The organism is Cyclobacterium xiamenense (assembly GCF_042140265.1).
In the GTDB taxonomy this organism is placed as follows: Bacteria; Bacteroidota; Bacteroidia; order Cytophagales; family Cyclobacteriaceae; genus Cyclobacterium; species Cyclobacterium xiamenense_A.
In genome coordinates, this window is sequence record NZ_CP159481.1 from 3,977,730 (window position 1) to 3,999,606 (window position 21,877).

17 protein-coding genes and 1 riboswitch are annotated in these 21,877 nt (G+C 52.1%); of the genes, 10 read left to right on the forward strand and 7 right to left on the reverse strand.

Going from position 1 to position 21,877, the window contains the following annotated elements; all coding sequences use genetic code 11:
- Positions 1–100 precede the first annotated feature (100 nt).
- The 4 genes from ABWH99_RS16145 to ABWH99_RS16160 are packed head-to-tail and all read right to left on the reverse strand — an operon-like array spanning position 101 to position 6,902.
- On the reverse strand, positions 101–2,812 hold the full coding sequence (locus ABWH99_RS16145; protein ID WP_375582870.1) for a family 78 glycoside hydrolase catalytic domain: 2,712 nt from the start codon (positions 2,810–2,812) through the stop codon (positions 101–103).
- Positions 2,809–4,401 carry a metallophosphoesterase family protein gene (locus ABWH99_RS16150; RefSeq protein ID WP_375582871.1) on the reverse strand — a complete coding sequence of 531 codons (1,593 nt, stop codon included), beginning with the start codon at positions 4,399–4,401 and terminating at the stop codon, positions 2,809–2,811. The genes ABWH99_RS16145 and ABWH99_RS16150 overlap by 4 nt, the downstream gene beginning before the upstream one ends.
- Positions 4,398–5,024, reverse strand: a complete 627-nt coding sequence (locus ABWH99_RS16155; protein WP_375582872.1) for a hypothetical protein — start codon at positions 5,022–5,024, stop codon at positions 4,398–4,400. The genes ABWH99_RS16150 and ABWH99_RS16155 overlap by 4 nt, the downstream gene beginning before the upstream one ends.
- 3 nt (positions 5,025–5,027) lie before the next feature.
- Positions 5,028–6,902, reverse strand: coding sequence for a sulfatase-like hydrolase/transferase (locus tag ABWH99_RS16160; RefSeq protein ID WP_375582873.1), 1,875 nt, complete (start codon positions 6,900–6,902; stop codon positions 5,028–5,030).
- Positions 6,903–7,153: 251 nt separating this feature from the next.
- Here ABWH99_RS16160 and ABWH99_RS16165 point away from each other — a divergent pair, with 251 nt between their 5' ends.
- From ABWH99_RS16165 to ABWH99_RS16185, 5 genes are read left to right on the forward strand one after another with little or no spacing between them, the layout of a single operon-like run.
- Entirely contained in the window at positions 7,154–7,744 is a 591-nt protein-coding gene (locus ABWH99_RS16165; protein WP_375582874.1) for a hypothetical protein, read from the forward strand.
- Positions 7,745–7,751: 7 nt separating this feature from the next.
- Entirely contained in the window at positions 7,752–8,474 is a 723-nt protein-coding gene (locus tag ABWH99_RS16170; RefSeq protein ID WP_375582875.1) for a hypothetical protein, read from the forward strand.
- The gene (locus ABWH99_RS16175; RefSeq protein WP_375582876.1) at positions 8,474–9,295 is read left to right on the forward strand and encodes a hypothetical protein; all 822 of its coding nucleotides are present in this window, start codon (positions 8,474–8,476) and stop codon (positions 9,293–9,295) included. Before ABWH99_RS16170 ends, ABWH99_RS16175 begins: the two co-directional genes overlap by 1 nt.
- Positions 9,264–9,890: a Dyp-type peroxidase gene (locus ABWH99_RS16180; RefSeq protein ID WP_375582877.1), complete on the forward strand. Its 627-nt coding sequence runs from the start codon at positions 9,264–9,266 to the stop codon at positions 9,888–9,890. The genes ABWH99_RS16175 and ABWH99_RS16180 overlap by 32 nt, the downstream gene beginning before the upstream one ends.
- Positions 9,883–10,839: a catalase gene (locus ABWH99_RS16185; protein ID WP_375582878.1), complete on the forward strand. Its 957-nt coding sequence runs from the start codon at positions 9,883–9,885 to the stop codon at positions 10,837–10,839. Before ABWH99_RS16180 ends, ABWH99_RS16185 begins: the two co-directional genes overlap by 8 nt.
- Before the next feature lie 691 nt (positions 10,840–11,530).
- On the opposite strand, the gene ABWH99_RS16190 is transcribed toward ABWH99_RS16185, so the two are convergent.
- Positions 11,531–13,450 (reverse strand): D-arabinono-1,4-lactone oxidase, encoded by a 1,920-nt coding sequence (locus tag ABWH99_RS16190; RefSeq protein ID WP_375582879.1) that lies wholly within the window; start codon positions 13,448–13,450, stop codon positions 11,531–11,533.
- A gap of 153 nt (positions 13,451–13,603) precedes the next feature.
- Positions 13,604–13,699, forward strand: a riboswitch (TPP riboswitch).
- A 77-nt stretch (positions 13,700–13,776) separates the two neighbouring features.
- Here ABWH99_RS16190 and ABWH99_RS16195 point away from each other — a divergent pair.
- From ABWH99_RS16195 to ABWH99_RS16215, 5 genes are all read left to right on the forward strand, one after another.
- Positions 13,777–14,502, forward strand: a complete 726-nt coding sequence (locus ABWH99_RS16195; protein WP_375586587.1) for a class I SAM-dependent methyltransferase — start codon at positions 13,777–13,779, stop codon at positions 14,500–14,502.
- Entirely contained in the window at positions 14,503–15,552 is a 1,050-nt protein-coding gene (locus tag ABWH99_RS16200) for an AIR synthase-related protein (protein WP_375582880.1), read from the forward strand.
- Positions 15,549–16,214, forward strand: a complete 666-nt coding sequence (locus ABWH99_RS16205; RefSeq protein WP_375582881.1) for a thiamine phosphate synthase — start codon at positions 15,549–15,551, stop codon at positions 16,212–16,214. Before ABWH99_RS16200 ends, ABWH99_RS16205 begins: the two co-directional genes overlap by 4 nt.
- A complete protein-coding gene (locus tag ABWH99_RS16210; protein WP_375582882.1) occupies positions 16,195–16,482 on the forward strand; it encodes a Trm112 family protein in 288 nt (95 codons plus the stop codon). Before ABWH99_RS16205 ends, ABWH99_RS16210 begins: the two co-directional genes overlap by 20 nt.
- Before the next feature lie 322 nt (positions 16,483–16,804).
- On the forward strand, positions 16,805–18,772 hold the full coding sequence (locus tag ABWH99_RS16215; RefSeq protein WP_375582883.1) for a hypothetical protein: 1,968 nt from the start codon (positions 16,805–16,807) through the stop codon (positions 18,770–18,772).
- A gap of 810 nt (positions 18,773–19,582) precedes the next feature.
- Here ABWH99_RS16215 and ABWH99_RS16220 read toward each other — a convergent pair.
- A complete protein-coding gene (locus tag ABWH99_RS16220) occupies positions 19,583–20,299 on the reverse strand; it encodes an enoyl-CoA hydratase/isomerase family protein (RefSeq protein WP_375582884.1) in 717 nt (238 codons plus the stop codon).
- Positions 20,292–21,866: an acyl CoA:acetate/3-ketoacid CoA transferase gene (locus ABWH99_RS16225; protein WP_375582885.1), complete on the reverse strand. Its 1,575-nt coding sequence runs from the start codon at positions 21,864–21,866 to the stop codon at positions 20,292–20,294. Before ABWH99_RS16225 ends, ABWH99_RS16220 begins: the two co-directional genes overlap by 8 nt.
- Positions 21,867–21,877: the final 11 nt, after the last annotated feature.

A 21,877-nucleotide genomic window follows, 5' to 3' on the forward strand; every position in this document is an offset into this window, starting at 1 on the left:
TTGCACGTATCGGCTTTCATTGCCTTAAGCCCGGGGGCAAAAAAATAGTAATGGTCCAGAAAGAAGAGCGGTAGTATGGCACGGCCCGGTTGCAGCTCATTCAAAACTCCAGCACATGCCTTCCACTACCCACCTGCAGCCCGGTGTAGGGGCCGGGGGTATCGGTATTCCCAAACAAGTCGGCAGCGGCCACCTGCGTTTCGTTCAAACGCAAGCCTTCTGCCAGCTCCTTCGGCAAACGGATCTCCGCAGAGGTATTTGCCGGTATGTCCAGTTCCAGGGTAATGCCTTCCCCATCCTTTTTCCAATGAGATCGGATCCAGCCGTAGGGCGATTGATGCCCGGCCTCCACCCATTCCAACGCATTGTTGAAATCCGGTTGGATCAGCACTTTCTTAAATCCCGGATACTGCTGGAGGGGACGGATACCGGCCAGGCCCTTGTAAAAATAGTCCCCAATACTCCCAAACATGATGTGATTTCTGGATTGCGATCCGTCCCAATTCTGAAAAAGTGTGGTGGCTCCCAATTCGTCTACCCAATACCCCCAACCGGGAAACGTACGCTTATTGGCCATTTCATACAATATCTTATCCTGCTTGTAATCCATCAATACATGGAGAATAGACTTGGTACCCACTACTCCTGCATCGATATGCCCGCCTTTTGCTGCAATGGCTTGTAACAAACCGGCCAGAACAGCCGCTTCCTGATCTTTTTCTACCAGCCCAACAAACAAGGGAACCGCCTGCGCCGCTTGCCCCCCGTGATCGTAGGTTCCTTGTTCCCGATCGTAATACCGGGAATGAAAGGCCTTCTGTATCCTTTCGGCGAGATCGGCATAGATCTTCCCGTCCTGCGGCTCCCCGGCAATCGCTGCCATTTGGCCAAGCATATCGCTGAAATAGTAAAAAAAGGCGGAGGCGAGGAAGGGTCCCTGGGTATTGTTTTCCAGCTGCTTGTGGTCATCGATACCAAAATTTAAGAGGTATCCATCCGAATGGGCATTCAGGTAGTCCACATATTTCTTTAATGCCGGGTAGTATTTCCGGATAATCGAAGAATCTCCTGTAAACCGATACAATTGCCAGGGAATTTCCATAAAGGCTCCTTCCCACTGGGGTCCATATCCCCGCTCCGGATCTTCACTTTGTTTATAGGTGTAGCCCCAGCCACTGGTAGGGATGATCCCCGGCAGATCTCCGCTTGGCCGCTGTTCGTCCACGAAGTCATCGATCCACTTGAGGTACGCCCGGGTCAGGTCAAAATTATACAAGCCTGTTTCCGCCACCAACAGGGCATCTCCGGACCAGCCCATCTTTTCCCGATGCGGACAATCGGTAGGATATCCATGGTAATTACCTAAAAAAGACCAGTCAAAATTTTCCTGAAGCTGATTGAAAAGGGCATTGGAACTTCTGAAGTACCCCTTCCTGGGGAGATCGGTGTGAACCACATCGGCCCGTATATCCAGGATTTCTATTTTCGGATCACTGCGTGTCACTTCTACATACTGAAATCCCTGGTAGGTAAAAATGGGATGCCAGGATTCTTCACCCGCTCCTTTTAAATAATACCTGTCCGTTTGGGTGTCCCCGGTCCAGATGAAACGGCTGAGTTCCTCCACATCCAGTGTGCTGTCGGGATAAATGCGCTCACCGTATCTCATTTTGACCCGGGGTCCGGCGGGTCCATTTACCCGGATATCGGCCCATCCGGTAAGGTTTTGCCCAAAGTCAAGCATCAGGGTACTGTCATTGACTTCCCATTGATGTACTGCTTTCAGTGATTGGACTTGCCTGATGGGTGGCATCAGTTGAGCAGACATCTTTCCTTTCGGACCTGAAATTTCATGCGCAGGGTGCCAGGAATCGTCTGCAAATCCGGGGGCTGCCCATCCCTGCATTTCTTTCCTGGCATCATAGCTTTCTCCATTGTGCACCCCGTCAAAAATTATCGGCCCATCCAGACTGAATTTCCAGTCCGCTCCGGTGGTTATCCAATATTCCTTACCGGCCGTATCCACTACCTTTAGCTGGGCCCTGAGCGCCGGAGAATCCCGCCAGGGTGCTTGATCAAAGTTCCAGGCCTCCCGCGTATGTTGATTGTACCAGCCATTTCCCAAGACGACACCAATCGCATTTTCACCCGGGTGAAGCAAGGCACTTACATCGTGTACCAGGTATTTGACCCGTTTGTCGTACCGCGTCATGGCCGGATCCAGCTCATGATCTCCCACCTTTTGCCCATTGATTACCGCTTCGTGGTAACCCAAGCCGGCGATGTACAGCCTGGCGGACTGTATGGGGCCAGGTAAGTCAAATGACTTTCGAAAGTAAGGAGCCGCGGTCAGGGGGGGAACGTCACCATCCTCCTCCAGGTGCGTGATCCAAACCGCCTTCCAATGCGCTTCCTCCATCAATCCCATTTCAAACCAGGAAGGTTCGCTGACAGCCGTACGGCCGGCCTGATCCCAAACCTGTACATTCCAATACACACGCGTTCCACCTTCGGGCAAGGCTGCCGGGTATTTTAAACCCTGAGATCTTCCGGAAATAACTTTTTGGGAATCCCAGATATCGGCCGTTCCGGATTCCAGACTATCTGGATGGGAGGCCAGCAAGAGCCGGTAGGCCTGTTGATTGAAACCATTTGGCTCCTGGATTTGCCAGCCAAAGATTGGGGTTTCCTCCAAACCCAGGGGGCGGTCCACATGATTGGTAGTCAGCGAACGAACCTCCACTGAGGCCTCCTGGCGACAGGCAAACCCGATAAAAACAACTAGCGATAAAAGTTGGAAATGGATTTTCATGGATGGATGGATTGGGTAGAACGAATGTACCGGTGTTCCCCGGCTATGTGTACAAATGGCTCGTATTTATTCATCCGCCACAGGGCCTCGTCGGGCATGGGCTGGATCCCGTTCCCTCCCGCTACTGAGGGTCCGGACCCGGACAGGCGCTTTAGTTTGGTAAGATAAAACCCAAATCCGGGGCTATTTCCATCGTTGATGTGCCAAGTACCCAGGTTAATTACCAGTCGATCAAGCCCCGATAGGTCCATGCCCAGCCCCTTGTAATCCTGCATCCAGTTGAGATGCGCGCTTCGCCAGTACTCATCCGGAGCTGGAAGCTGGTAATGCAACAGTGGAACGTCACTACTATCGGAAAAACGGTCGGATAGCTGGCCGTATCCCCTGCCCACCCAATAAGCAAGGTTGAGCAATTTGACGCTACCCTGAAAGCCCTCCAGCCACACAAACCCTCCCGCCCAGGCATCCGTTTGCCCGGTACTTTCCTTGTCCAGACAATAGTCCAATTGAATCAGAAATGGCTCTCTACCCACCTGCAGGGCCTGGCATAGGTGGTTGATGCTCTGGGGCAGCCGGTCCTGTCCCGGTATGTGATACCTTCGTTTGGAGGAAAACAGGTACAGCGCCCGATATCCCTGAAAATCCCGAACCTCCATTCGGTTGGAAGGGGTTTCGTCTTCCCGGTACACGTACCGGGTATTCCAGGAATCCAAGCCAGCGGAAAAATCTCCGTTTTTGACATCCGGGAATGCATCCAACTCCCACTTGTACTTCAGCCATAGGGGATATTCCCGCTCGTCAAACGAAGGGAGGTTTTCCGGGTAGGGATATACTTCTTCCGTGACCGTCTTAAAGAAGACCCGGCAGTCTTTTCCATTGATCTCTACTACCAGGATACCCTGGGAAGGTCCACCGTTTACTTCTTCTTCTCCAAATCCCCGGGCGCGGTAACCCGCAGCAGGTAAATTGATCAGCCGCATCCCCTTGTATTGCCTCGCTGTTTTTAGTGAAGCCCGGATGGGAATGTGTACATGACCACTAAAAATGTACCGGACATTGCCGTGGCGGGCCAGGGTATCCAATACCATTCGTTTTACCGCCACCGATTCGGCATAATTGATCAGGGGATCGATGCCTATTGGCTGCGCGGGTACGTGTTGAAAAAACAACGTCGGCTTTTCTTTGTTTCGTTCCAAATCTTGCTCCAGCCAGTCAAAATAATGCGGGTGGGTTTCAAAAAAATTACTGCGCAGGGGATCCGGCCACACAATAAAATGCCAGTCCCCCAGGTCAAAACTATAGAGCAACCATTCCATTCCGTTCATGGCTTTTTGTGCACGGAAAAAGTTATCAAACTCCTCCATGCGGTACCCCGGTGTGAACGTAGCCCGGTAGCGGGTTTCGTGATTCCCAATCGCATAGAGCACCGGTGTCTCAATCTGCTTCAGGTACGCATGCATCGCTTCAAAATGGGCCACCTCCCCCTGGTTGTCGACCACATCGCCCAGCACCAGGGTAAAGGCCGGCTTTGGGGAAAGCGCATTGACCCGGTTGATGCTATCCGAAAAAAATGCATTGTGGATCTTCATTCGGGTGGGATGAGCCTCTGGGATGGTCGGATTCCCCCCTGTGGATCTGCGACCACCGCAAAGGAAAACTGCCGCTGAGGCGGTGCGATCCCGAGTCTCGCCGGTTCCAAAACGCCAATTTCCTTATCCAAAAGGTAGTTGCAATGGAGTTGTATGCCTTCATCCGCTACAAAGAACAGCTGCTGTTCCTGTACCAATGTCTCCAGGGAGAATTCACAGGGTTCTCCATTCAGTACCAGGCGAACCCTGGTGCCGGGTTTTGGGCGATCGATCCATACGGCAAAGACAAAAGGATATGCTTTCCCCACCGAAAAGCGAAACTTGCGTTTATCTGCCGCTATGGTAGCCGGCTTGTTTGCAAAGGGATAGGCTATCACCCGGTTTAATTGGGACCCAGGCGCTGTTACCTCCAAAAGCACCGGCTGAGGAGCTACCTCTGTCAGGGTGCGGATTTCCAGTCGCAGCTGGAATTGCCCTTGCTGGTTAAGTACCTCCGGAAAATCGGTAGGTTGCCGGTAAGAAAACGGCGGCAAAATAAATGCACGCTTTTTCTCACCGGCCGATCCAAACAGGAAAAGTGAGGAACCGGCACCCAGCCGGGAAATAAATTTCCTTCGTTTCATGACTTACCAATCCATATCGTAGCCATGGTCCTGGGGATCCACCCCCCATTTTGTCAGGAGACCTTTGGCTGCCCGAAGATCGTAATGACTCCGGTTAAACTCACCCACCCTACCGATCATGTCCAGCACCGCCTGCTGGGTGGAAGAAGCGCTGTCTTCGATGCAGTCAATGGCATTCAATGCATGGGTACGGGCAAATGAATTGGGGGTTTCCAGCACCTCGTAAAGGGCCTGTAGTCCCTGTTCGGTATTTCCCAGCCGGTACATGGCTTCGGCGGCCACCACCTTTACATTCGGAGACGCATCCGCCAGGGCGGTCCGTAACGCCTCTTCGGCTTCTTTCGCCTCGGTCCCAAGTATCAATAACCCCGTTGCCCCCCAATACCGGATGGCAGGCTCTTCGCTGGCCAGCATCTCCTGCAAAAAAGGAATGTCTCCTTTCCTTGGGTTCGAGGCCAGATTGGCACCGTCAACCAGTTCATTCAGATCAATGCCGGAGGTTCTCATGTAGTCGTACGCAGTTGTTTCGGCGGTACGGTCAATCAGTTCTGCCTCCGGAATAAAGCCCGTATCGTTGATTTCCAGCATCCAGTCGCGGGTAGCGGACCGCATGCGCTCCAATACCTCGGCGTACTGCGGATCCGCTGCCAGATTATTCACTTCCCAGGGATCGTTTTCGGTATCGTAGAGTTCTTCTGCCGGTTTGGTATTCCAGAACCTGGATTGCACTTCATTGCATTCTCCGGCCTGGTAGGCGGCTTCCCAGGACCGAATGGAGGGAGCTCGCCAAAGGTATTCCAAAAACTGGCCGTATACCCGGTAAGGCATGTAATTTCGAATGTAGCGGTACTTGCTGTCTCGGGCGGATCGGCTCATGTCGTACCGCTCGTCCATCCTGCCCCGAAACATAAAGGCGTATTCCGGATCATCCGTTTTTTGTTCTCCCAAAAAGGCGTTTCCTTGTAAATATTCCGGTATTTCCTGGCCGGTTAGGCTCAGCAAAGTGGGCACGAGGTCCACAAAACTGATCAGCCGGTCCACCTCGGAACCCGGTTTTTCGGCAGGATACAGGTGTTTGTATTTTTCAGGTATACGTACGATAAAGGGCACGCGGGTACCGGATTCGTACACGTAGCGTTTGCTTCGGGCCAGCACCCCCCCATGGTCTCCGTAGTAAAATACGATGGTATTTTCTGCTTCACCGCTTTCCTCCAGTTCCTGCAGCAGCTCGCCGATCACCTGGTCCATGTCTTCGATTTTATCGTAATACTGGGCCCAATCGTGCCGCATTTCGGGGGTATCCGGATGGTAAGGCGGCAAGGTCACGTCCTCGGGCTTGTGCCGCAGCTCTTCTGAAGGGATGGACTTGTGAATGGAGCTTTCGTGCGAAATGGTCGAATTGAAAACCGCAAAAAAGGGCTTTCCTTCCGGCCGGTTGCGGTAGTGGGCCGTACGGCTGGACTCGTCCCAGATGTGCGCATTTTGCTCCGGGTTGATGTTGTAGTCTTCTTTGGAATTATTGGTGCAGTAGTACCCCGCCTCCCGAAGCATTCGGGGATAAAAGCCCACCACCTCGGATTTGTCGTTATAGCTACGCATGTGTTGGTGTCCACCCGAATTGGCATACACGCCGGTTAAAATGGTATTTCGGGTGGGTGCACAGACCGGCGCATTTGCATAGGCATGGGTGTATAAAAATCCCGATGCGGCCAGCGCGTCCATGTTTGGTGTGGTCGCAAACGTATCCCCGTAACAACCGGCAAAGGGACTGTTGTCCTCGCTCGTAATCCATAGAATATTCGGGGGAGGCAGGTCTTTCTTGGCAGACTGGCAGGAAACCAAATACAGAAAAAAGAGACAATAGGTAAGGTGTTTCATTTTGGGTCGGTTTAACGTTTACTGGGAATTTCATAAAATAAATCAAATTATTCGATTTTTGGTAGCAATGGACGAAAAAGCAAGCAGATGATCCTCATTCTCTGCACCGGAAAAACGACCGCTTACCGGTAATCGCCAGCTGGCAAAAAATATTCTTTGAAAAAACAGGTGTTTTACATAGAAAATAAGTACAAATGGTTTCATTTCATAAATCATAATGAATATATTGTGTAAAAATAGATGCTTTTTCTATGTCTACTGTCCACAAAGGCCTAACCGTTACCGTTACTTTGGATGAAAAAAACATCCCCTACGTGAACGGGCTGCTGTCGGAATACCGTAAAGACCTTAAGATCTATCAGGAAACCTACCGAAAGTCCCTTTCCACTACTTTTTTTATCAGTTGGCTGACGCTTCCGGAACAGCAATATGCTGGAAAAGAACGTCTTCCCGCGCGGATTCTGTTACTGAGTAGCTATGTGGGAAGCAAAGCGGCCCATCTCAGAGAGCTGGTGGCATTTCTGGGACCTCAACTACGACAGGTTTTTAGCCAAAGTCCGGAATTTCCTACGGGTGAAATCGACGAACAGGAATTGATTCGGTTTTTACAGCGAAAAAGCATTCCCAATACGTTTTACTCCGGGTTCAAATTCATTACCACCCGGGAAGCAGACAGAGAGGCAGCATTGAAAGCTGCCGTATTGGACTACCTGCAGGCTGCTCCGGAGATAAATTCCGACTCCAGCCCCTCCGAGGTGAAGGAAAAGATAGAGCGGTACGTTGAAAACCACCCGAAAGCTCCATTGGGCGTCGCGGGGGATTCCGTTTTCCTTTCGAAATAAACTGCGGATGCTGGCTCCATTGGTTGTCTTTTCCCTCGTGATGATTGCCTCCATCGGCTCGCTTATCGCCTTGTTTTTTTCAGATGCCGCGGTATTTCAGTGGCTTGCCTGGATTTTCCCGGTAGTTGTACTCACCTTGCTCACGCTTTTTTTACTCCTTCGCCTGAACGAAAATAATCCCCACGAAACCTCTGACCCCCTGCCCGATGAGAAGGTGCGCGAGATCGTTGCACTGGAGACGAATCCGGTGATCAATGAAATGACCGTGATTGCCCCGTTGAAGAAGGGATGGATCCGACGGGTGTTTTTGGCAGTGACCCTAAAACTGGTGGGGCTGGTGGCCTATTTTGCGTACATCCCCACCGTACATACCGCCCGATGGCTGCAAATGGACCGTGGAAAGCGCCTGGTTTTTATCGCCAATTTTGACAATTTATCCGAAGCCTATGCGCATGATTTTGTGGATAGTGAGCGGAGGTCCATGAACATGGCCGTTATCTTCAGCCATGCCTTCGGCTTCCCCGCCACCCGCTGGCTCGTACACAAGCTATACAACCACCGCAGCGAATACATGAAGGGCGTTCGTGCCCATCAGAAAATTACCCAGTTTTGGTACAGCTACAACCGGGACTTGAGCGTGGAAAACCTGAAACGAAACCGGGCTTTTCGGGAAGGCCTTTTTAAAGAAATGGACACTAGCGCCATCCGGGAATGGCTATTACGTATTTGATGATGAAGAAACTGGAAAAAGAAGACATTCAGGGATTGTTGGTTCGGGGCTACGGCAACCTGCCTACTGCCCGGTACCTCCTGTATACCGGTACCGAGCCGGAAATGACCCTGGAATTTCTCCGTACCATCCTTCCAAAAATCACTCCCGCCTCGGAAAAACCGGATTCGGTAGCCTTTCAGTTGGCCTTTACGCATCCGGGGCTGGCGTTTCTGCAGCTTCCCGAAGTAGTGTTGGATTCTTTTTCCAGGGAATTCAAAGAGGGCATGAACGACATTCACCGACAGTTAATCCTGGGGGACACCGGTGAACATACCGCTCACCATTGGAACTGGGGAAATGAACCGGTACATTTCCTCCTTTTGGTGTATGCAAAAGACGAGCAGCAATTGGAAGAAAGGATCTCCTGGCTTAAGGTCTTGGCTCAGACCCATGCAGTACAGCTGAACCAGGCGTTGCCAACCGGCTTGCTGTATGGACAAAAAGAGCATTTCGGCTTCCGTGATGACATTTCCCGCCCCATCATTCGCGAGTTGGCGGATAGCCCCGAGTTGGACCCGGAGACCAGCTTTCCTGCAGGGGAGTTTATCATGGGCTACAAAAACCTGTACGACGAGTTTGCCCCCGCACCCACGGTGCCCAAAGAACTGGATCCCGAAAACAAACTCCCTCCCCACCCGGATGAGCAGGAGCAACGCGACTTGGGCAAAAATGGATGCTACCTGGTGTTCCGGCAAATGGAACAACGGGTTTCCGATTTTTGGCAGTACATGAAAACCAAAGCAGGAGATGCGGATGCCAGCCATCGCATTGGCAAGTAAAATGGTCGGCAGGTGGCCCGACGGCTCGCCCCTGACGCGCTGTCCCGCGAAACCCGACCCTTCCCTTTCCGACGCCAACGATTTTGGTTTCTGGGAGGAAGACAAAGCAGGTTTAAAGTGTCCCATTGGAGCGCATATCCGGCGAACCAATCCCCGGGATCACCTGGTAACGGAACGAACCCAGAAGGATTCACGGGAAATGGCCGCCAAACACCGCATGTTACGAAAAGGAAGACCCTATGGACCTCCCCTAAGCCCGGAACTGGATCCCCATACCCTGCTGCAACGCACGGAGGACGGGGAAGAGCGGGGCTTGCATTTTATTTGCCTGGTCACAGATATCCGACGGCAATTTGAATTTGTCCAAAACAACTGGGTGAACTTCCATAAATTCGGTGGACTGGAAAACGATTCCGATCCCATTATCGGCAACCATTACCAAAACGAGCGGAGAAAAACCGATTCCTTTAGCATCCCGGAGTATCCGGTACGAAAGGTATTAACCGACCTACCTAATTTTACACGACTTAAAGGCGGGGCCTATTTCTTCTTTCCCGGAATCCGGGCCCTGCACTACTTGTTAGCCAATGGATGATTTGTTTACAGAAGCGGAAGAAAGAGACATACAGGAACTGATTCAGGAGATGAAGACGTTTCTGCAAGCGACCTACCCCGAAGGTACCGTACTGAGAAATTTCCACCCCAAGATGCATGGCTTGTTGAAAGGAACGCTTCAGGTGCTTCCGGACATTCCGCCCGAATTGCGACAGGGTATGTTTAAACAACCGAAAAGCTACGAAGTCTGGGTTCGACTGTCCAACGCCCCGCCCAAGGTACAATCCGACAAACCTGCTTCCGGCAGGGGGCTGGCCATCAAGGTACTGGATGTGGAAGGAGAAATGCTGGAAACGGATCCAATCGGCGTTCCCAGCCAAAACTTCTTACTGACGACTAGTCCCATCCTTTCTGCCTGGAACATCCGCCTGTATAAAAAAGCCATCCGGGCTGTTTTGTTTGGTTTCTGGGCACAACTAACCTTCGCTCTGAACCCCTGGCACTGGCGAAGTATTTTCCTTACGCTGACCTATTCCGCCAAACACGACAACCTGCTGTCCCAAACCTATTTTTCGGGAGGTGCATTTCGATTCGGGCCCGATCGGTTCGTCAAATTCGTGCTCCATCCTCAGGATGCCTCGCTGGGCTACACCCTGGACAAACCCAAGTCGGACTCCTTTCTGAAAGAACAATTGGTTCAGGATATGGAAAAAAGCGCTCGTTCCTTTACGCTTTCCGTCCAACTCCACGAAAATGAGTCCAAACATCCCCTGGAAAACACCTCAAAAGTATGGAAAGCGGCGACGGTTCCGCTGGCCACCCTAACGCTCCCCATCCAGAAATTTGACCTTCCCGAGCGGATCGCCCTGGCTGAAGAAATGGAGTTTTCGCCCTGGATCGGACTGGTCGATCACGTACCCGTAGGCGGAATCAACCGGGCCCGAAGAAGGGTATACAAAGAGTTGGCAGCCTTTCGGAAAACACAGTAAATCCAAACGTGCGCTGATCCCTCTCCCGTGCAGGAAACTATCGCACCCCTCCAGCGCTTAACGATACAATCATTGCTATGGCGACAATGGGCTGCACCCATCGCTGGGGGATGAGGCACATTCAATGCTGAAAATTGGTACGATGAGTTAGGGGTCAGACCCAATCGATAATAGGATGTCCAACGGTTGAGTAGCAACAAATATAAACCCAAGCGCTGAAGGCGCGGAATAAAGGCGTCAATCCAAACGCCAAATGCAGGAAGATATCCGCCCTTGCCTATAATCCGGAAACCTGTATAACGACCAACGACAAATCGATACATGAACTCCGATCGTTGACGAACCATGTATACCGGTTAATCATTTTTTTGAACCACAGAAGGCATATAAGAGATGTCGAGCGTGGTTCTATTCCTTCTTAAATCGTTGAGTGCCGTCTGTCTGGTCGCTTATGCCATTCTGTTCGTACCCCTTCTATGTCCTTTTTTGCCCTTATGCGGTTCCAATTATTTTTGTTAAACCATGTAAGAATCTTAAATTCCTGGCGCTGAAGGTGCCAAATACCCTAGCGCAGGGTGAAGCCCTGCGGATAGGTGTTGACCCTGCAATCCAAGCGCTGAAGGCGCGAAATACCACAGCACCGGAAGAAGCCCTGTGATCGATCGTCAGACTTTCGGATCCGAGACTATGCTCACGATTGTTTGATTCGATCCAAAAACGCATTGCGAAAGGTATCTCCGCCAAAAAACTCCTGTTCCTTTTCCCAATCCGAAAACCGGGGGAAGGCCTTTTCTACCCTTTCCCTGTACCAGGGTTCCACGGAAAGGCCCCAATGCGGCACCGCACCAATGGCCAGCAATTCCCGCTCCAGGCGCATAAACAAGGGCAGGCTGCCGGTCACCCCCTTGACACTCACCAATTCGATCATGCACATGTCCCCTTGCTGCATCATCGATAAATGCGCCGGACATTGCTTCACAAAGCGCAGGGAAAAAGGGGCCGCTAGTAGTTGGTTGTACCGTTGGGATTCCTCGCAAACCGCAATGATCCGGTCCACCGCCTCAAACACCCGGTCGATAGGAAATCCGAATTCAATGGCGTACCCGTAGAATTTCAATTCACCCAGGCCCTGGTCCAATACGTTTCGGGCCAGGTCCTCGTATCCTCCCCCTTCGTCACCTTTGTGGTCCACCAGCCGTTTGATGGAATTATTCGTCATCCGGGGAATGGAAAGGTGGTTTTTGTTAAACACCCAGGGCGACAGTTTACCGGAAATGGCAATGCCGGAAATGAAAGTGGAAATGTAATTCCGCTCCCTACCCGCATGGTGTTTTTCATGTTGCTGCTGGCTGTAATTACGCGTGGTCACCAGGCATTTACGCTGTTGCTCCGCCTCCGTAGGCGCATCCAAATCTCTATAGGGATTGATCAGTACTTCAAAATGCCGGTGCGCATTGATGTAGGCGTAGAGGTCTCCTTGTTGCATTTCCTTCTTTAAATCCTCCCAGTTGCGCATGATGCGCTCTTCCTGTAAGCGGTACTCCGGCTGTGCTTCCAGGATCATGGAAAAAACAATGCCCACGGACCCTATCCCTACCATAACGGCATTGAACTTTTCGTCATCCTGAATCAGGGTAATCCCGTATTTTTGCACCATCTCGTCCTTTTCAAAACAATCCGAATCAGTAATGCCATCGGTCGGTTCTACCCGATACACCTTGCCGCCCTTGCCCACCAGCGTCATGGAACGCACAAAGGCAGAGACGGGCCCGATGCTTATACCCGACCCGTGGGTCGAGGTGGCTATGGCCCCGGAAATCGACTGGATGCTTGATCCTCCCTGATTGATGAGGGCATACCCGTGGTGCGTCAGCGCCTGAATCAGGTGCCGGATTTTGGTACCTCCCCCGGTTTCAAAGAGATAGTGCATTTCGGTCCCTGGTTCGTTGCAATAATTGACCGCTACGGAAAATCCATCCACATAGGCTGCCTTGATGCAATCACGGGCCGGTCGCTGGGTCTGGTTTAAGTGTTGGGTGCAGACCAGGTAATCCTCGCATTGCGCTACCTCGGTCAGCGCATGTCCGGATCCTACCGCCCGTATCTTCTTTCCGTTCTTTTCTGCTTCCTTTACCAAATCCACTACCTCTGCCAATCCCTCATAATCGTAGGTACTGCAGGATTCCGCCTCCGGTGAAAAATCCTCGTAGGCACCATTGCCCGGAACAAAAAACTGCAGGGGCTCTGAAGAATGGTTGCCGTACCAATTCCCCCACTTCTGCCGCAGGGTTTTATCTTTGGAAAAAACATCTTCCTGCGTCAATTCCTTGTCCAGTGAAAGGAAAACCCGCTCGTTTTTGGCCATGTTTTTATTCAGTCGATTTTCGATCAATCTCCGAACCAAACGTGGACCGACCAGAAAATTAATCGTATTCACCCAACGGGTTCGCTTCTGCCGGGAGCAGTGGTCTGTAAGGGTATCGTCCAATAGTTCAATGTAGCGGGGCACATTCTCCCGATGAAACAGCACCTGAATCAATAAGCGAAAAAGCACCCAGGAGACCAGGGTATTTCCTTTTTTCCAGGTTAGAAAGTTCGATACAGCACTCATGGGGTAAGGGGTTTTCTTTCAGTGTATTGCCTAGGACTCGTAACTTTTAAATATACTAAAAAATGTTTGCGAATGTCCGGGAGCGGGGAAAAACGTTGCCGGAAAGAACCCGGGCGATTGGATGCACGAATAAATTTCCGTATATTTGATCCAAATAAATGCACGGGGTGCTTGGCGGAAGCCAGGCTGAGATCAGACCCGAAACCTGATTTGGATAATGCCAACGTAGGGATGCAAGCCAACCAATTTCCGATCTGTTAGTTGTCGCTCCATTCCTTTGGCCTTTCCAATCGAATGGAATTTTTATTTTCAGGCAAATGAAAGACATGGAAATCAACCCTTCAGGCACCACCGGCCTGCTACCTCAACACCAACAAAACTGGCAGAACCGGCCGGAATGGTTCTTCAACAGAAAACACACGGATACCTACGAGCTCTGGTACGAGGGCCGGTACAAACGGGCAGAAGTCTGGCAAAAAAAGGTGATGGAGCAACTGGTCTCCAAGGACCGCCGGATCCAAACCCTATTGGAATTTGGCTGCGGCACCACACGTTTTACCCGCTGGTGGCAAGAAATTGGCATCGAAGCTTCCGGTGGAGATATTTCCCCTCTGATGTTATCTCAGGCGATTCATCTTTTTGAGGGCGATCTGGTCATGGCCGATTCCCACCACATGCCCTTTAAAGACCACACCTTTGATGCGCTGGCATTCATTACCACCTTTGAGTACTACAAGGATCCCGTGCGGGTCATTCGGGAAGCCGCGCGGGTAGCCCGGTATGGCATTGCCATGGGCATGATGAACCGCAATTCCCCCAAGGTACTGCGAAGACGGGTGCAACAACTCTTTGGTAAAAATCCGTTTTACGTGACCGCTACCTTCTACACGCCCGATCGATTGATCCAAATCATCCAGGAAGCCCTCAAGGGACGAGACTACACAATCGAATGGTCCTGCACCGGCCTGCCGAAATGGTTTCCCGTGCAGCAATGGCGGTTGCCATACGGAGATTTTTTCGGCTTGTATGTCAAACTATTGGATGAACGCTAAATGAGTAAATCAGTTGGAAAAATAGACGAAGCTTTCCTGGAGAATTTTATCGCCGATCGCTGCGGACACGATCGTCCGGAAGTAGTGGTAAAGCCGGGATTCGGACGGGACGTGTCGCTGGTGTCCCTGCCGGGAAAGCAGGTACTGGCACTGACCAGCGACCCCCTATCCCTTATCCCCGGACTGGGTTTGGAGGAGTCTGCCTGGCTGTCGGTGCACTTGATGGCCAATGATATGGCAACCACCGGCTTTGCCCCCCAATACGGGCAGTTTGTGCTGAACCTCCCGGAGGGTTTTTCCAGGGAAGATTTTAATCGGTACTGGGAATACATCCATTCCTTTTGCCAGAAAATAGGACTGGCCATTACCGGAGGACATACGGGATTTGTCGAAGGGCAACATTCTACCATCGCCGGGGGAGGAACGTTTATCAGTATTCTACCGGAGGACCGGGCGCTCACCGCAAACAAAGCTCAGGCTGGCGATGTATTGCTGGTCAGCAAATCGGCTGCGATTTCCTCCGCGGCGATTCTGGCGATGAGCTTCCCGGAAACGACCCAAAATAATCTTGGAAAGGAAATCTATCGGCAAGCCTGCGCTTCCTTTTACGACACCTCTTCCCTGCAAGACGCCTTGCTGGCGGTGGAAAACGGCAATACCTCGGTTACGGCCATGCACGACGTCACCGAAGGCGGCTTGCTGGGCGCCATCTACGAGTTGACCAAAGCCGCCGGGTGCGGGGTACTGCTCGAAAAAGAGCAACTTCCCGTGGGACCGGTGCAGGCAGCGGTATGCGGGCTTTTTGAGCTGGACCCCTTGCGGAGCATCGGCGCCGGCTCCATGATCATCGCCTGCAAGGAGTCGGGCGCAGCGGCGGTTCAACACCGGCTGGAAAGCGCAGGGATCCCCTGCACCCAGGTGGGCAAACTCACCACAGCCAGGGAAGGCGCCTACCTGCGAAAGGGAGAAACGAAGGAGCCGCTGCGCTACCAGCAAACCGATCCGTACTGGGCCGCTTACCTAAACGCGTACAAACAGGGAAAGAAATGAAACCACTCCATCTATCTTCCGAAAAAGGAATCTATCTGGTAGTAGATCCCTCCTCAAAATCCGAAAAAGAGCTGTTTCAAACATTGGAGCGGGTCTTTCGGCAGCCCCTGATTGCCTTGCAAATCTGGGACAATTTTTCCGATGACCAGCACAAACGGCGCTTTATCGAAAAGCTGTGTTCGCTGGCGGCTCCCTACCCCTTCCCGGTACTGATCGACAACGGCTGGGAATGGGTAACGAAGACCACCCTGGACGGCGTGCATTTTGACGAAATTCCCGAAAACTTCGCAGAAATCTCAAGCCAACTACCCGAAAATGCCCTTTTGGGACTGACCTGCACCAACGATCTCTCCTCCATGCGCTGGGCGGAGAAAAACGGATTCGATTACATTTCCTTCTGCTCGGTGTTCCCCTCTCCCAGTGCAGGGGCCTGCGAGCTGGTAAGCGAGGACACACTTCGCGCTGCATCAACGGAAAGCCAATTGCCCTTTTTTCTGGCCGGGGGAATCCGAACCGATAACCTGCATCGCTTGGCAGGCATCCCCTACCGGGGCCTGGCACTGATTTCCGGAATCTTGGCGCAGCCCGATCCGGAAGCAGCCATGACTCAATTTATTGACCTACTCCAAACGAACCAACAAAATGAAACGAACGACAATTGAAAAACTATGTTGTCCCTTCGATCGGTCGGACCTGGAACTAACCCAAATTACGGAAGACCTGAATGGGAAAATTGAAGAAGGCTGGCTGCATTGCAGCCAATGCAAACGCATCTACCCAATCGTAAAAGGAATTCCTATCATGAACCCGGATGAATTCCGGGAACCCAGCCTGGAACAACCCCTGCTCGACCGTTGGCAAAAGCAATTGAAAGGCCGGCAGGTGAAAGCATTTCGTTTACTCGATAGCGGGCAGGAAGAAGATACGTGAAACCGAAGCTCTTTATAGCCTACCTCCGGAGAAAACAGCTACTCCCCGGTCAATTTCTATCCAGTGGCAATCGAATCCTGCGAATTTATTGGAAAGAGGCAAGCGGGTGACTATCGGACATTTTTTACCTAACCAGTTGGAGGCCTCTGGTGCCAACGGAGTTTTTTTTGGCAAGACACGGGTAGCACGGCGCTCGCTTGTCTCCCCTGTGATGGAGATTGGGAAATCGCAGGAATCAAAAATGACGGGACCGTTCGTTTAGTTAATCTGATGAAATGCCTATATTGGAGGGGATACAACCACCGCTTTCGTCTTTCCCTGTATGCGCTTTACAAAACTCCGTATTCGGCAAAAAATCCTATTTACCTTAGAACGGCAATTGGTCAAAGGTGCACACTACCAACTATTGCTGGTGGCCGCACTTATCGGCATCCTATCCCTTGTTGGTGGACTGCTGGTCATGCCCTCCGGTCCGCCTACCTCCCGGTTGGGCGAGTCGGTATGGTGGGCCTTTTTGCGACTTTCCGACCCGGGCTATCTGGGCGATGACGAGGGAGGTTGGCGCAGGTTGATCTCCACCCTCATTACCGTCGCCGGCTACGTCGTTTTTTTGGGATCACTGGTGGCCATCATCACCACCTGGATGAACCGAAAAATCCGGGATCTGGAACAGGGGTTAACGCCTGTGACTGCAAATAACCACTTGCTAATATTGGGCTGGTCCAACCGAACCATTCACATTGCTGCCGAAATCTTTCAATCGGTGGGCCGAATCAAACGATTTCTGCTACGCTTTGGGACCAGTAAATTGCAGGTAATCATTTTATCCGAAGAAGTGGGTCCCTTTCAAATGCAGGAACTCAAGGACCATCCCATGATTGGAAGCCGCGCCAGTGAAATTGTGTTGCGAACCGGATCGGCCATCGATCGGGAGCACCTGCGTCGGGTGGATAGTCTGAATGCCTCTGCCATCATTGTGCCCAGCCTGGCATACGGTAGACGGGAACTGATCAACCCCGATATAGAAACCATCAAATGCCTGCTGTCCCTGAACGCAGAAGCCAGCCGATACCCCGGCCACAAGTTACCCTATGTCGTGGCCGAAATTCAAGACGAATTCAAAGTAGCGGCCGCCTATCGATCCTATAGCGGTCCCTTGGAGGTAGTGGGAAGCAATACCATTCTGAGCAGACTCATGGCTCAAAACATCCGTCATCCGGGTCTCTCGGAGGTGTACAACGAGATCCTGTCGCAAATCGTCAACAACAATCTGTTTTGTCAACAGTTCCCCGAACTGGTCGGCTTTACCATCGGAAGTCTGAAAAAAGCATTTACCAAGGCGGTCATTCTCGGCGTGGTACGTAACACGAAGGGAGAGAGTACCCGAGTCCCCGATTTAAATTTGCCGGAAAACCACCTCCTGGCATCCGACGAGCGCCTGGTAGTTCTGGCAAAGAGTTCCGCGGATCTGGTCTGGAATTCGGACCTGCTGTCCAGGGAACCAATTGACTCGCAGACCCGGACCCCACTGCCTGTGGAAGAGCCCGCTGAAACCATTCGGGTGTTGATCCTGGGCTGGAACGAACACGTCCCTTCCCTGATCAAAGAACTTTGTTCCTACGAAGAGGAAAGCTATTTTGTACGGCTGGTGGCCCTGAGGCCCCTGAAGGAACGGGAGAAAGAACTTCAATTCCTTAACGAGCCCCAAAAACGCGTAACGCTGGAACACGTGATAGCCGATTACATTCGGGAATCCGAGATTCTACGAACCGAAGCGGGAAGTTTCGACCACATCGTCATGGTCAGTAGCGACCGCATGGAAGAAGAGGAGGAAGCAGACGCCCGGACCATGGTGGGCTATGTGCTGCTCGAAGAAGTGTTGGACAAGGCACCCAAACGGCCCTCCGTACTACTGGAACTGGCCGACCCCAGCAACGAATCGCTGATCCGGCGGTTTCAGGCCGAGGTTATCATCAGCCCGATGGTATTGAGCCACCTGCTGGCAGGTATTGCCCTGCAACGAGATCTAAACAGCATTTACAACGAACTCTTTACGGTCGGAGGCGCGGAGATCATTTTTAGAGAGCCGGCGGCTTACGGAATCTCACCCGGAGAAATCTCCTTTCAGGAAATTGAGTCCCTGGCCGCCGTACATGGCGAGACGGTCCTTGGTCTGGCGCTCGATCCCCTGCTGCACCGGACAAACTCTCTGCTGCTCAATCCAGAAAAAAAACAAAAACGCCCGCTCACCGAAAACGACCGCCTGGTGGTCTTAACCACCGTCTACTGAGCCCTAGTGCTTACTTGCATTTCCACAGCACATGGTCCCCTCCCAATTTCTGTCCACACAAACCTTCCGATCCTTCCTGTATTGAAACTCTTTAAACAAACAGGCGAAGAACAGGCCAGTGATCAGAAGTCCGGGGAATTGTTGCATAGGTAAGGCAACGGACAACCCTCCCCTGCCCGTAGAACAATCCCCACCTTTGGTTATCTCTTTCCAACAAAGCATGGATGGGATTGCTTTCCAAAAGCCTCGTTTACTACCCCTGCCGGTATTTCAAATGTTGGAAAACCTGATCTATCTGGGGGCTCATCGAAACGTTCTGTAACAGCCGGCTTTCCGATCAAAAGTCGCTTTTTTCTTGCCAATGAAACATTTTGTACCCCTTATTGATACAAATGACTACCCCTATTTCCATTCTCTGTCGGTACCTTTATAGCCCTATAGCGATACACGTAACGGCATTGTTACTTATCAAATCCTATGTACCTAACCTGGCTACCGGTCTGCTGAATGTCCGGTAGTTTTCTTTTACCCCTCCCCCAATTAGTTCAAGACCTTGCAAATTAAGACTGCATTCGTAGATGCGTATCGCTACCCGTCCTTCCTGCCTTACCGCTTCCGGGAAACGCTGACTAGCCCAGCTCGTAGGGTTCACCCGAGATATTTCGAATCTCTAAGAGGTCGAAAGTACCTGAACCTCGTTTACGAAGGCTTATTGGTTTTCTACCAACAAACCGGTAGTACAAGCGCCTCGTTGTTTGCCTTACCGAAATGGAGGGCTGTAAAAAATGCCGCAGCCAGAGAAAACCTTTTTCAGTTCGCCCGTAGGCGGAGGGTACTTTGTACGTCTTTTTCTATGGCCGAAGCATCCGTTTGACTTTTTTTGGAAAATGCCTCCTTGGCCATTTTGAATGCCTCCGGATCCGCCCGGGCGAGTTTTTCCAGCCAGGCGTCGCATTCGGCTTCCCAATCTGCGCTCCCAAACACCCGGTGTACCAGACCAAGTCGCAAGGCCTCCACCGCATCCAGGTTATCCGATAAAAACACCAGCTCCCGTGCCGCGGGATCACCTACCAGCTGCTGCAACCGGTGCATGCCTCCCCAACCCGGCAGCCAGCCGTGCCGCAGCTCCGGGCAGCCCAACAATGCCGTCTCGCTGGCCAGACGAAAATCGCAAGCCAGCGCCAGTTCCAGCCCCCCACCCAAAACGTATCCTTGCAACAAAGCGACCGTTGGCTTGGGAAATCGGGCCAGGTAATTGAAAACCGCGTGCCCTTTCCGAATCCAATTGGCAAGGCCCGGATCGTCCAAAGCCTTAAACTCTCCCAGGTTGGCACCGGTGGAAAAAGCCTTTTCTCCTTTGCCCTGAAACGCCACGGCCCGGATGTCCGAATCCGTTTCTGCCTCCGCCAGTAGCTGTTCCATGGCTTCCAGTTCCCGCATCCCGAAACAGTTGTATTTTTCAGGGCGATTGAGTACGATAAACAGGGTGCTTCCCTGGGTGAAACGATCAAGATAGGTCTTATTCATGGGTACTATCCGTGCTAAAATTAGGTAGAAAGGGCTTGGTAGCTGCAAACACTCCGACATCCATGGTTTTTAACTGACTAGCAATGCGGGGGCGAAAATCCATCGCATCGAGTATATCGGTCTGCAGGTCAGCGCCCGGGGCGATTTCTATCAGTTCCAGACCATCCGGCGTCAGCGAAAAGAGGGCCCGTTCGGTCAGGTACAGGATTTCCTGCCCTTTCTCCAGGGCATAGCTGCCGCTAAAAGTCACCTGTTCCACCCGGGAAACAAACTTTTTGAACGTACCCGGATCTTTTACACGGATTCCCCTTTCTCCAGTTTCTACCACTGCACGTGCTGCAAATCCGCCGCAAAAAACCACTTTCTTGCTATGCTGAGAGATATCTATAAAACCACCACAGCCCGTGAGTTTGCCTCCAAATTTACTGGCATTTACATTTCCGTATTGATCCACCTGGGCAAATCCCAGAAAAGCCAGGTCCAACCCGCCCCCGTGAAAAAAGTCAAATTGGTAGCCGTCGTCGAGGATGGCATCCGGCTGGTGCATGGCACCAAAATTTAAACCGGTCGTTGGAATGCCCCCGAGGGGTCCCTGCTCGATCAAAAAAGTCAATTGGGCAAAAACGCCGGCCTGTCTGGCCACGATGGGAACCCCGTCGGAAAGACCGTAACCCAGGTTCACAAAAGCACCGGGAAACAATTCCATGGCCGCCCTCCTGCTGATGATGCGTTTGATCCCCGAAAGCTGTAACTGCTCTTCCGAAGCGATGGCTCCTTCTTTGGAAATAAAGGAGGCATCGTAAGTGCTGAGGTAGGTCATGGGCTGCGACGGCTCCACTACCACGTAGTCGATAAGGGCTCCCGGTACTTTTACCTGCATGGCCGGAGTACACCGATCGCGGTGTATGGCCTGCACCTGTGCGATGACCAGCCCCCCATTGACCTTGGCCGCCTGGGCTTCGGAAAGCATGGCAAAACTGGCCACCTCCCCTTCCATGGACAGGTTGCCGTATTTGTCCAGGCTGGTTCCGCGAATCAACGCCACATCCACCGCGTGGGTGTTGAAAAAAAGATAGGGTTCCCCAAGAATTTGGACCTTGCTGACCAGGTCTTCCACAGCCTTTTCATTGACCTTGCCTCCCTCAAGCCGGGGGTCCACAAAGGTATGTAGTCCCGTTTTGGTCAACAGCCCTTTTTCCCCCCCGGCGGTGGCCCGCATCAGGTGACTGAGGACTCCCTGAGGAAAAATGTAGGCCTCGATTTGATTGGTCTGGGCCAAAGCAACCATTTTTGGGGCATTTCCAAAAAACCCACCAATCACCCGTCGGGCCAAGCCCGGCTGCGCCAGGTGATTGAGTCCGAGCTGGTCCGAATCGCCCAAACCGCAGGGATGCAGAAGGGTCAGTCCGGCAGGGCATTTTTCCCGGGAATAGCGCTCCCCAATGGCCTTCAGCAAGGAGTCCGGAATGGCGTGTCCGGCTCCGCCTCCCCCGATGCAGAGGGTCTGTCCATCGTTGACGAGTGCGGCTGCTTCAGTTGCCGTGATTGATTGTGGGTACCTGCTCATGGAAGAACTGT

Excerpts from the sequence above, each read along its gene's own strand:
- ABWH99_RS16205 (WP_375582881.1), top strand. The coding sequence starts at position 15,549 with ATGAAACCACTCCATCTATCTTCCGAAAAAGGAATCTATCTGGTAGTA.
- ABWH99_RS16215 (WP_375582883.1), top strand. The coding sequence starts at position 16,805 with ATGCGCTTTACAAAACTCCGTATTCGGCAAAAAATCCTATTTACCTTA.
- ABWH99_RS16200 (WP_375582880.1), top strand. The coding sequence starts at position 14,503 with ATGAGTAAATCAGTTGGAAAAATAGACGAAGCTTTCCTGGAGAATTTT.
- ABWH99_RS16150 (WP_375582871.1), bottom strand. The coding sequence starts at position 4,401 with ATGAAGATCCACAATGCATTTTTTTCGGATAGCATCAACCGGGTCAAT.
- ABWH99_RS16175 (WP_375582876.1), top strand. The coding sequence starts at position 8,474 with ATGATGAAGAAACTGGAAAAAGAAGACATTCAGGGATTGTTGGTTCGG.
- ABWH99_RS16210 (WP_375582882.1), top strand. The coding sequence starts at position 16,195 with ATGAAACGAACGACAATTGAAAAACTATGTTGTCCCTTCGATCGGTCG.
- ABWH99_RS16160 (WP_375582873.1), bottom strand. The coding sequence starts at position 6,902 with ATGAAACACCTTACCTATTGTCTCTTTTTTCTGTATTTGGTTTCCTGC.
- ABWH99_RS16195 (WP_375586587.1), top strand. The coding sequence starts at position 13,777 with ATGGAAATCAACCCTTCAGGCACCACCGGCCTGCTACCTCAACACCAA.
- ABWH99_RS16190 (WP_375582879.1), bottom strand. The coding sequence starts at position 13,450 with ATGAGTGCTGTATCGAACTTTCTAACCTGGAAAAAAGGAAATACCCTG.
- ABWH99_RS16220 (WP_375582884.1), bottom strand. The coding sequence starts at position 20,299 with ATGAATAAGACCTATCTTGATCGTTTCACCCAGGGAAGCACCCTGTTT.
- ABWH99_RS16180 (WP_375582877.1), top strand. The coding sequence starts at position 9,264 with ATGCGGATGCCAGCCATCGCATTGGCAAGTAAAATGGTCGGCAGGTGG.
- ABWH99_RS16145 (WP_375582870.1), bottom strand. The coding sequence starts at position 2,812 with ATGAAAATCCATTTCCAACTTTTATCGCTAGTTGTTTTTATCGGGTTT.
- ABWH99_RS16165 (WP_375582874.1), top strand. The coding sequence starts at position 7,154 with ATGTCTACTGTCCACAAAGGCCTAACCGTTACCGTTACTTTGGATGAA.
- ABWH99_RS16225 (WP_375582885.1), bottom strand. The coding sequence starts at position 21,866 with ATGAGCAGGTACCCACAATCAATCACGGCAACTGAAGCAGCCGCACTC.
- ABWH99_RS16185 (WP_375582878.1), top strand. The coding sequence starts at position 9,883 with ATGGATGATTTGTTTACAGAAGCGGAAGAAAGAGACATACAGGAACTG.
- ABWH99_RS16170 (WP_375582875.1), top strand. The coding sequence starts at position 7,752 with ATGCTGGCTCCATTGGTTGTCTTTTCCCTCGTGATGATTGCCTCCATC.
- ABWH99_RS16155 (WP_375582872.1), bottom strand. The coding sequence starts at position 5,024 with ATGAAACGAAGGAAATTTATTTCCCGGCTGGGTGCCGGTTCCTCACTT.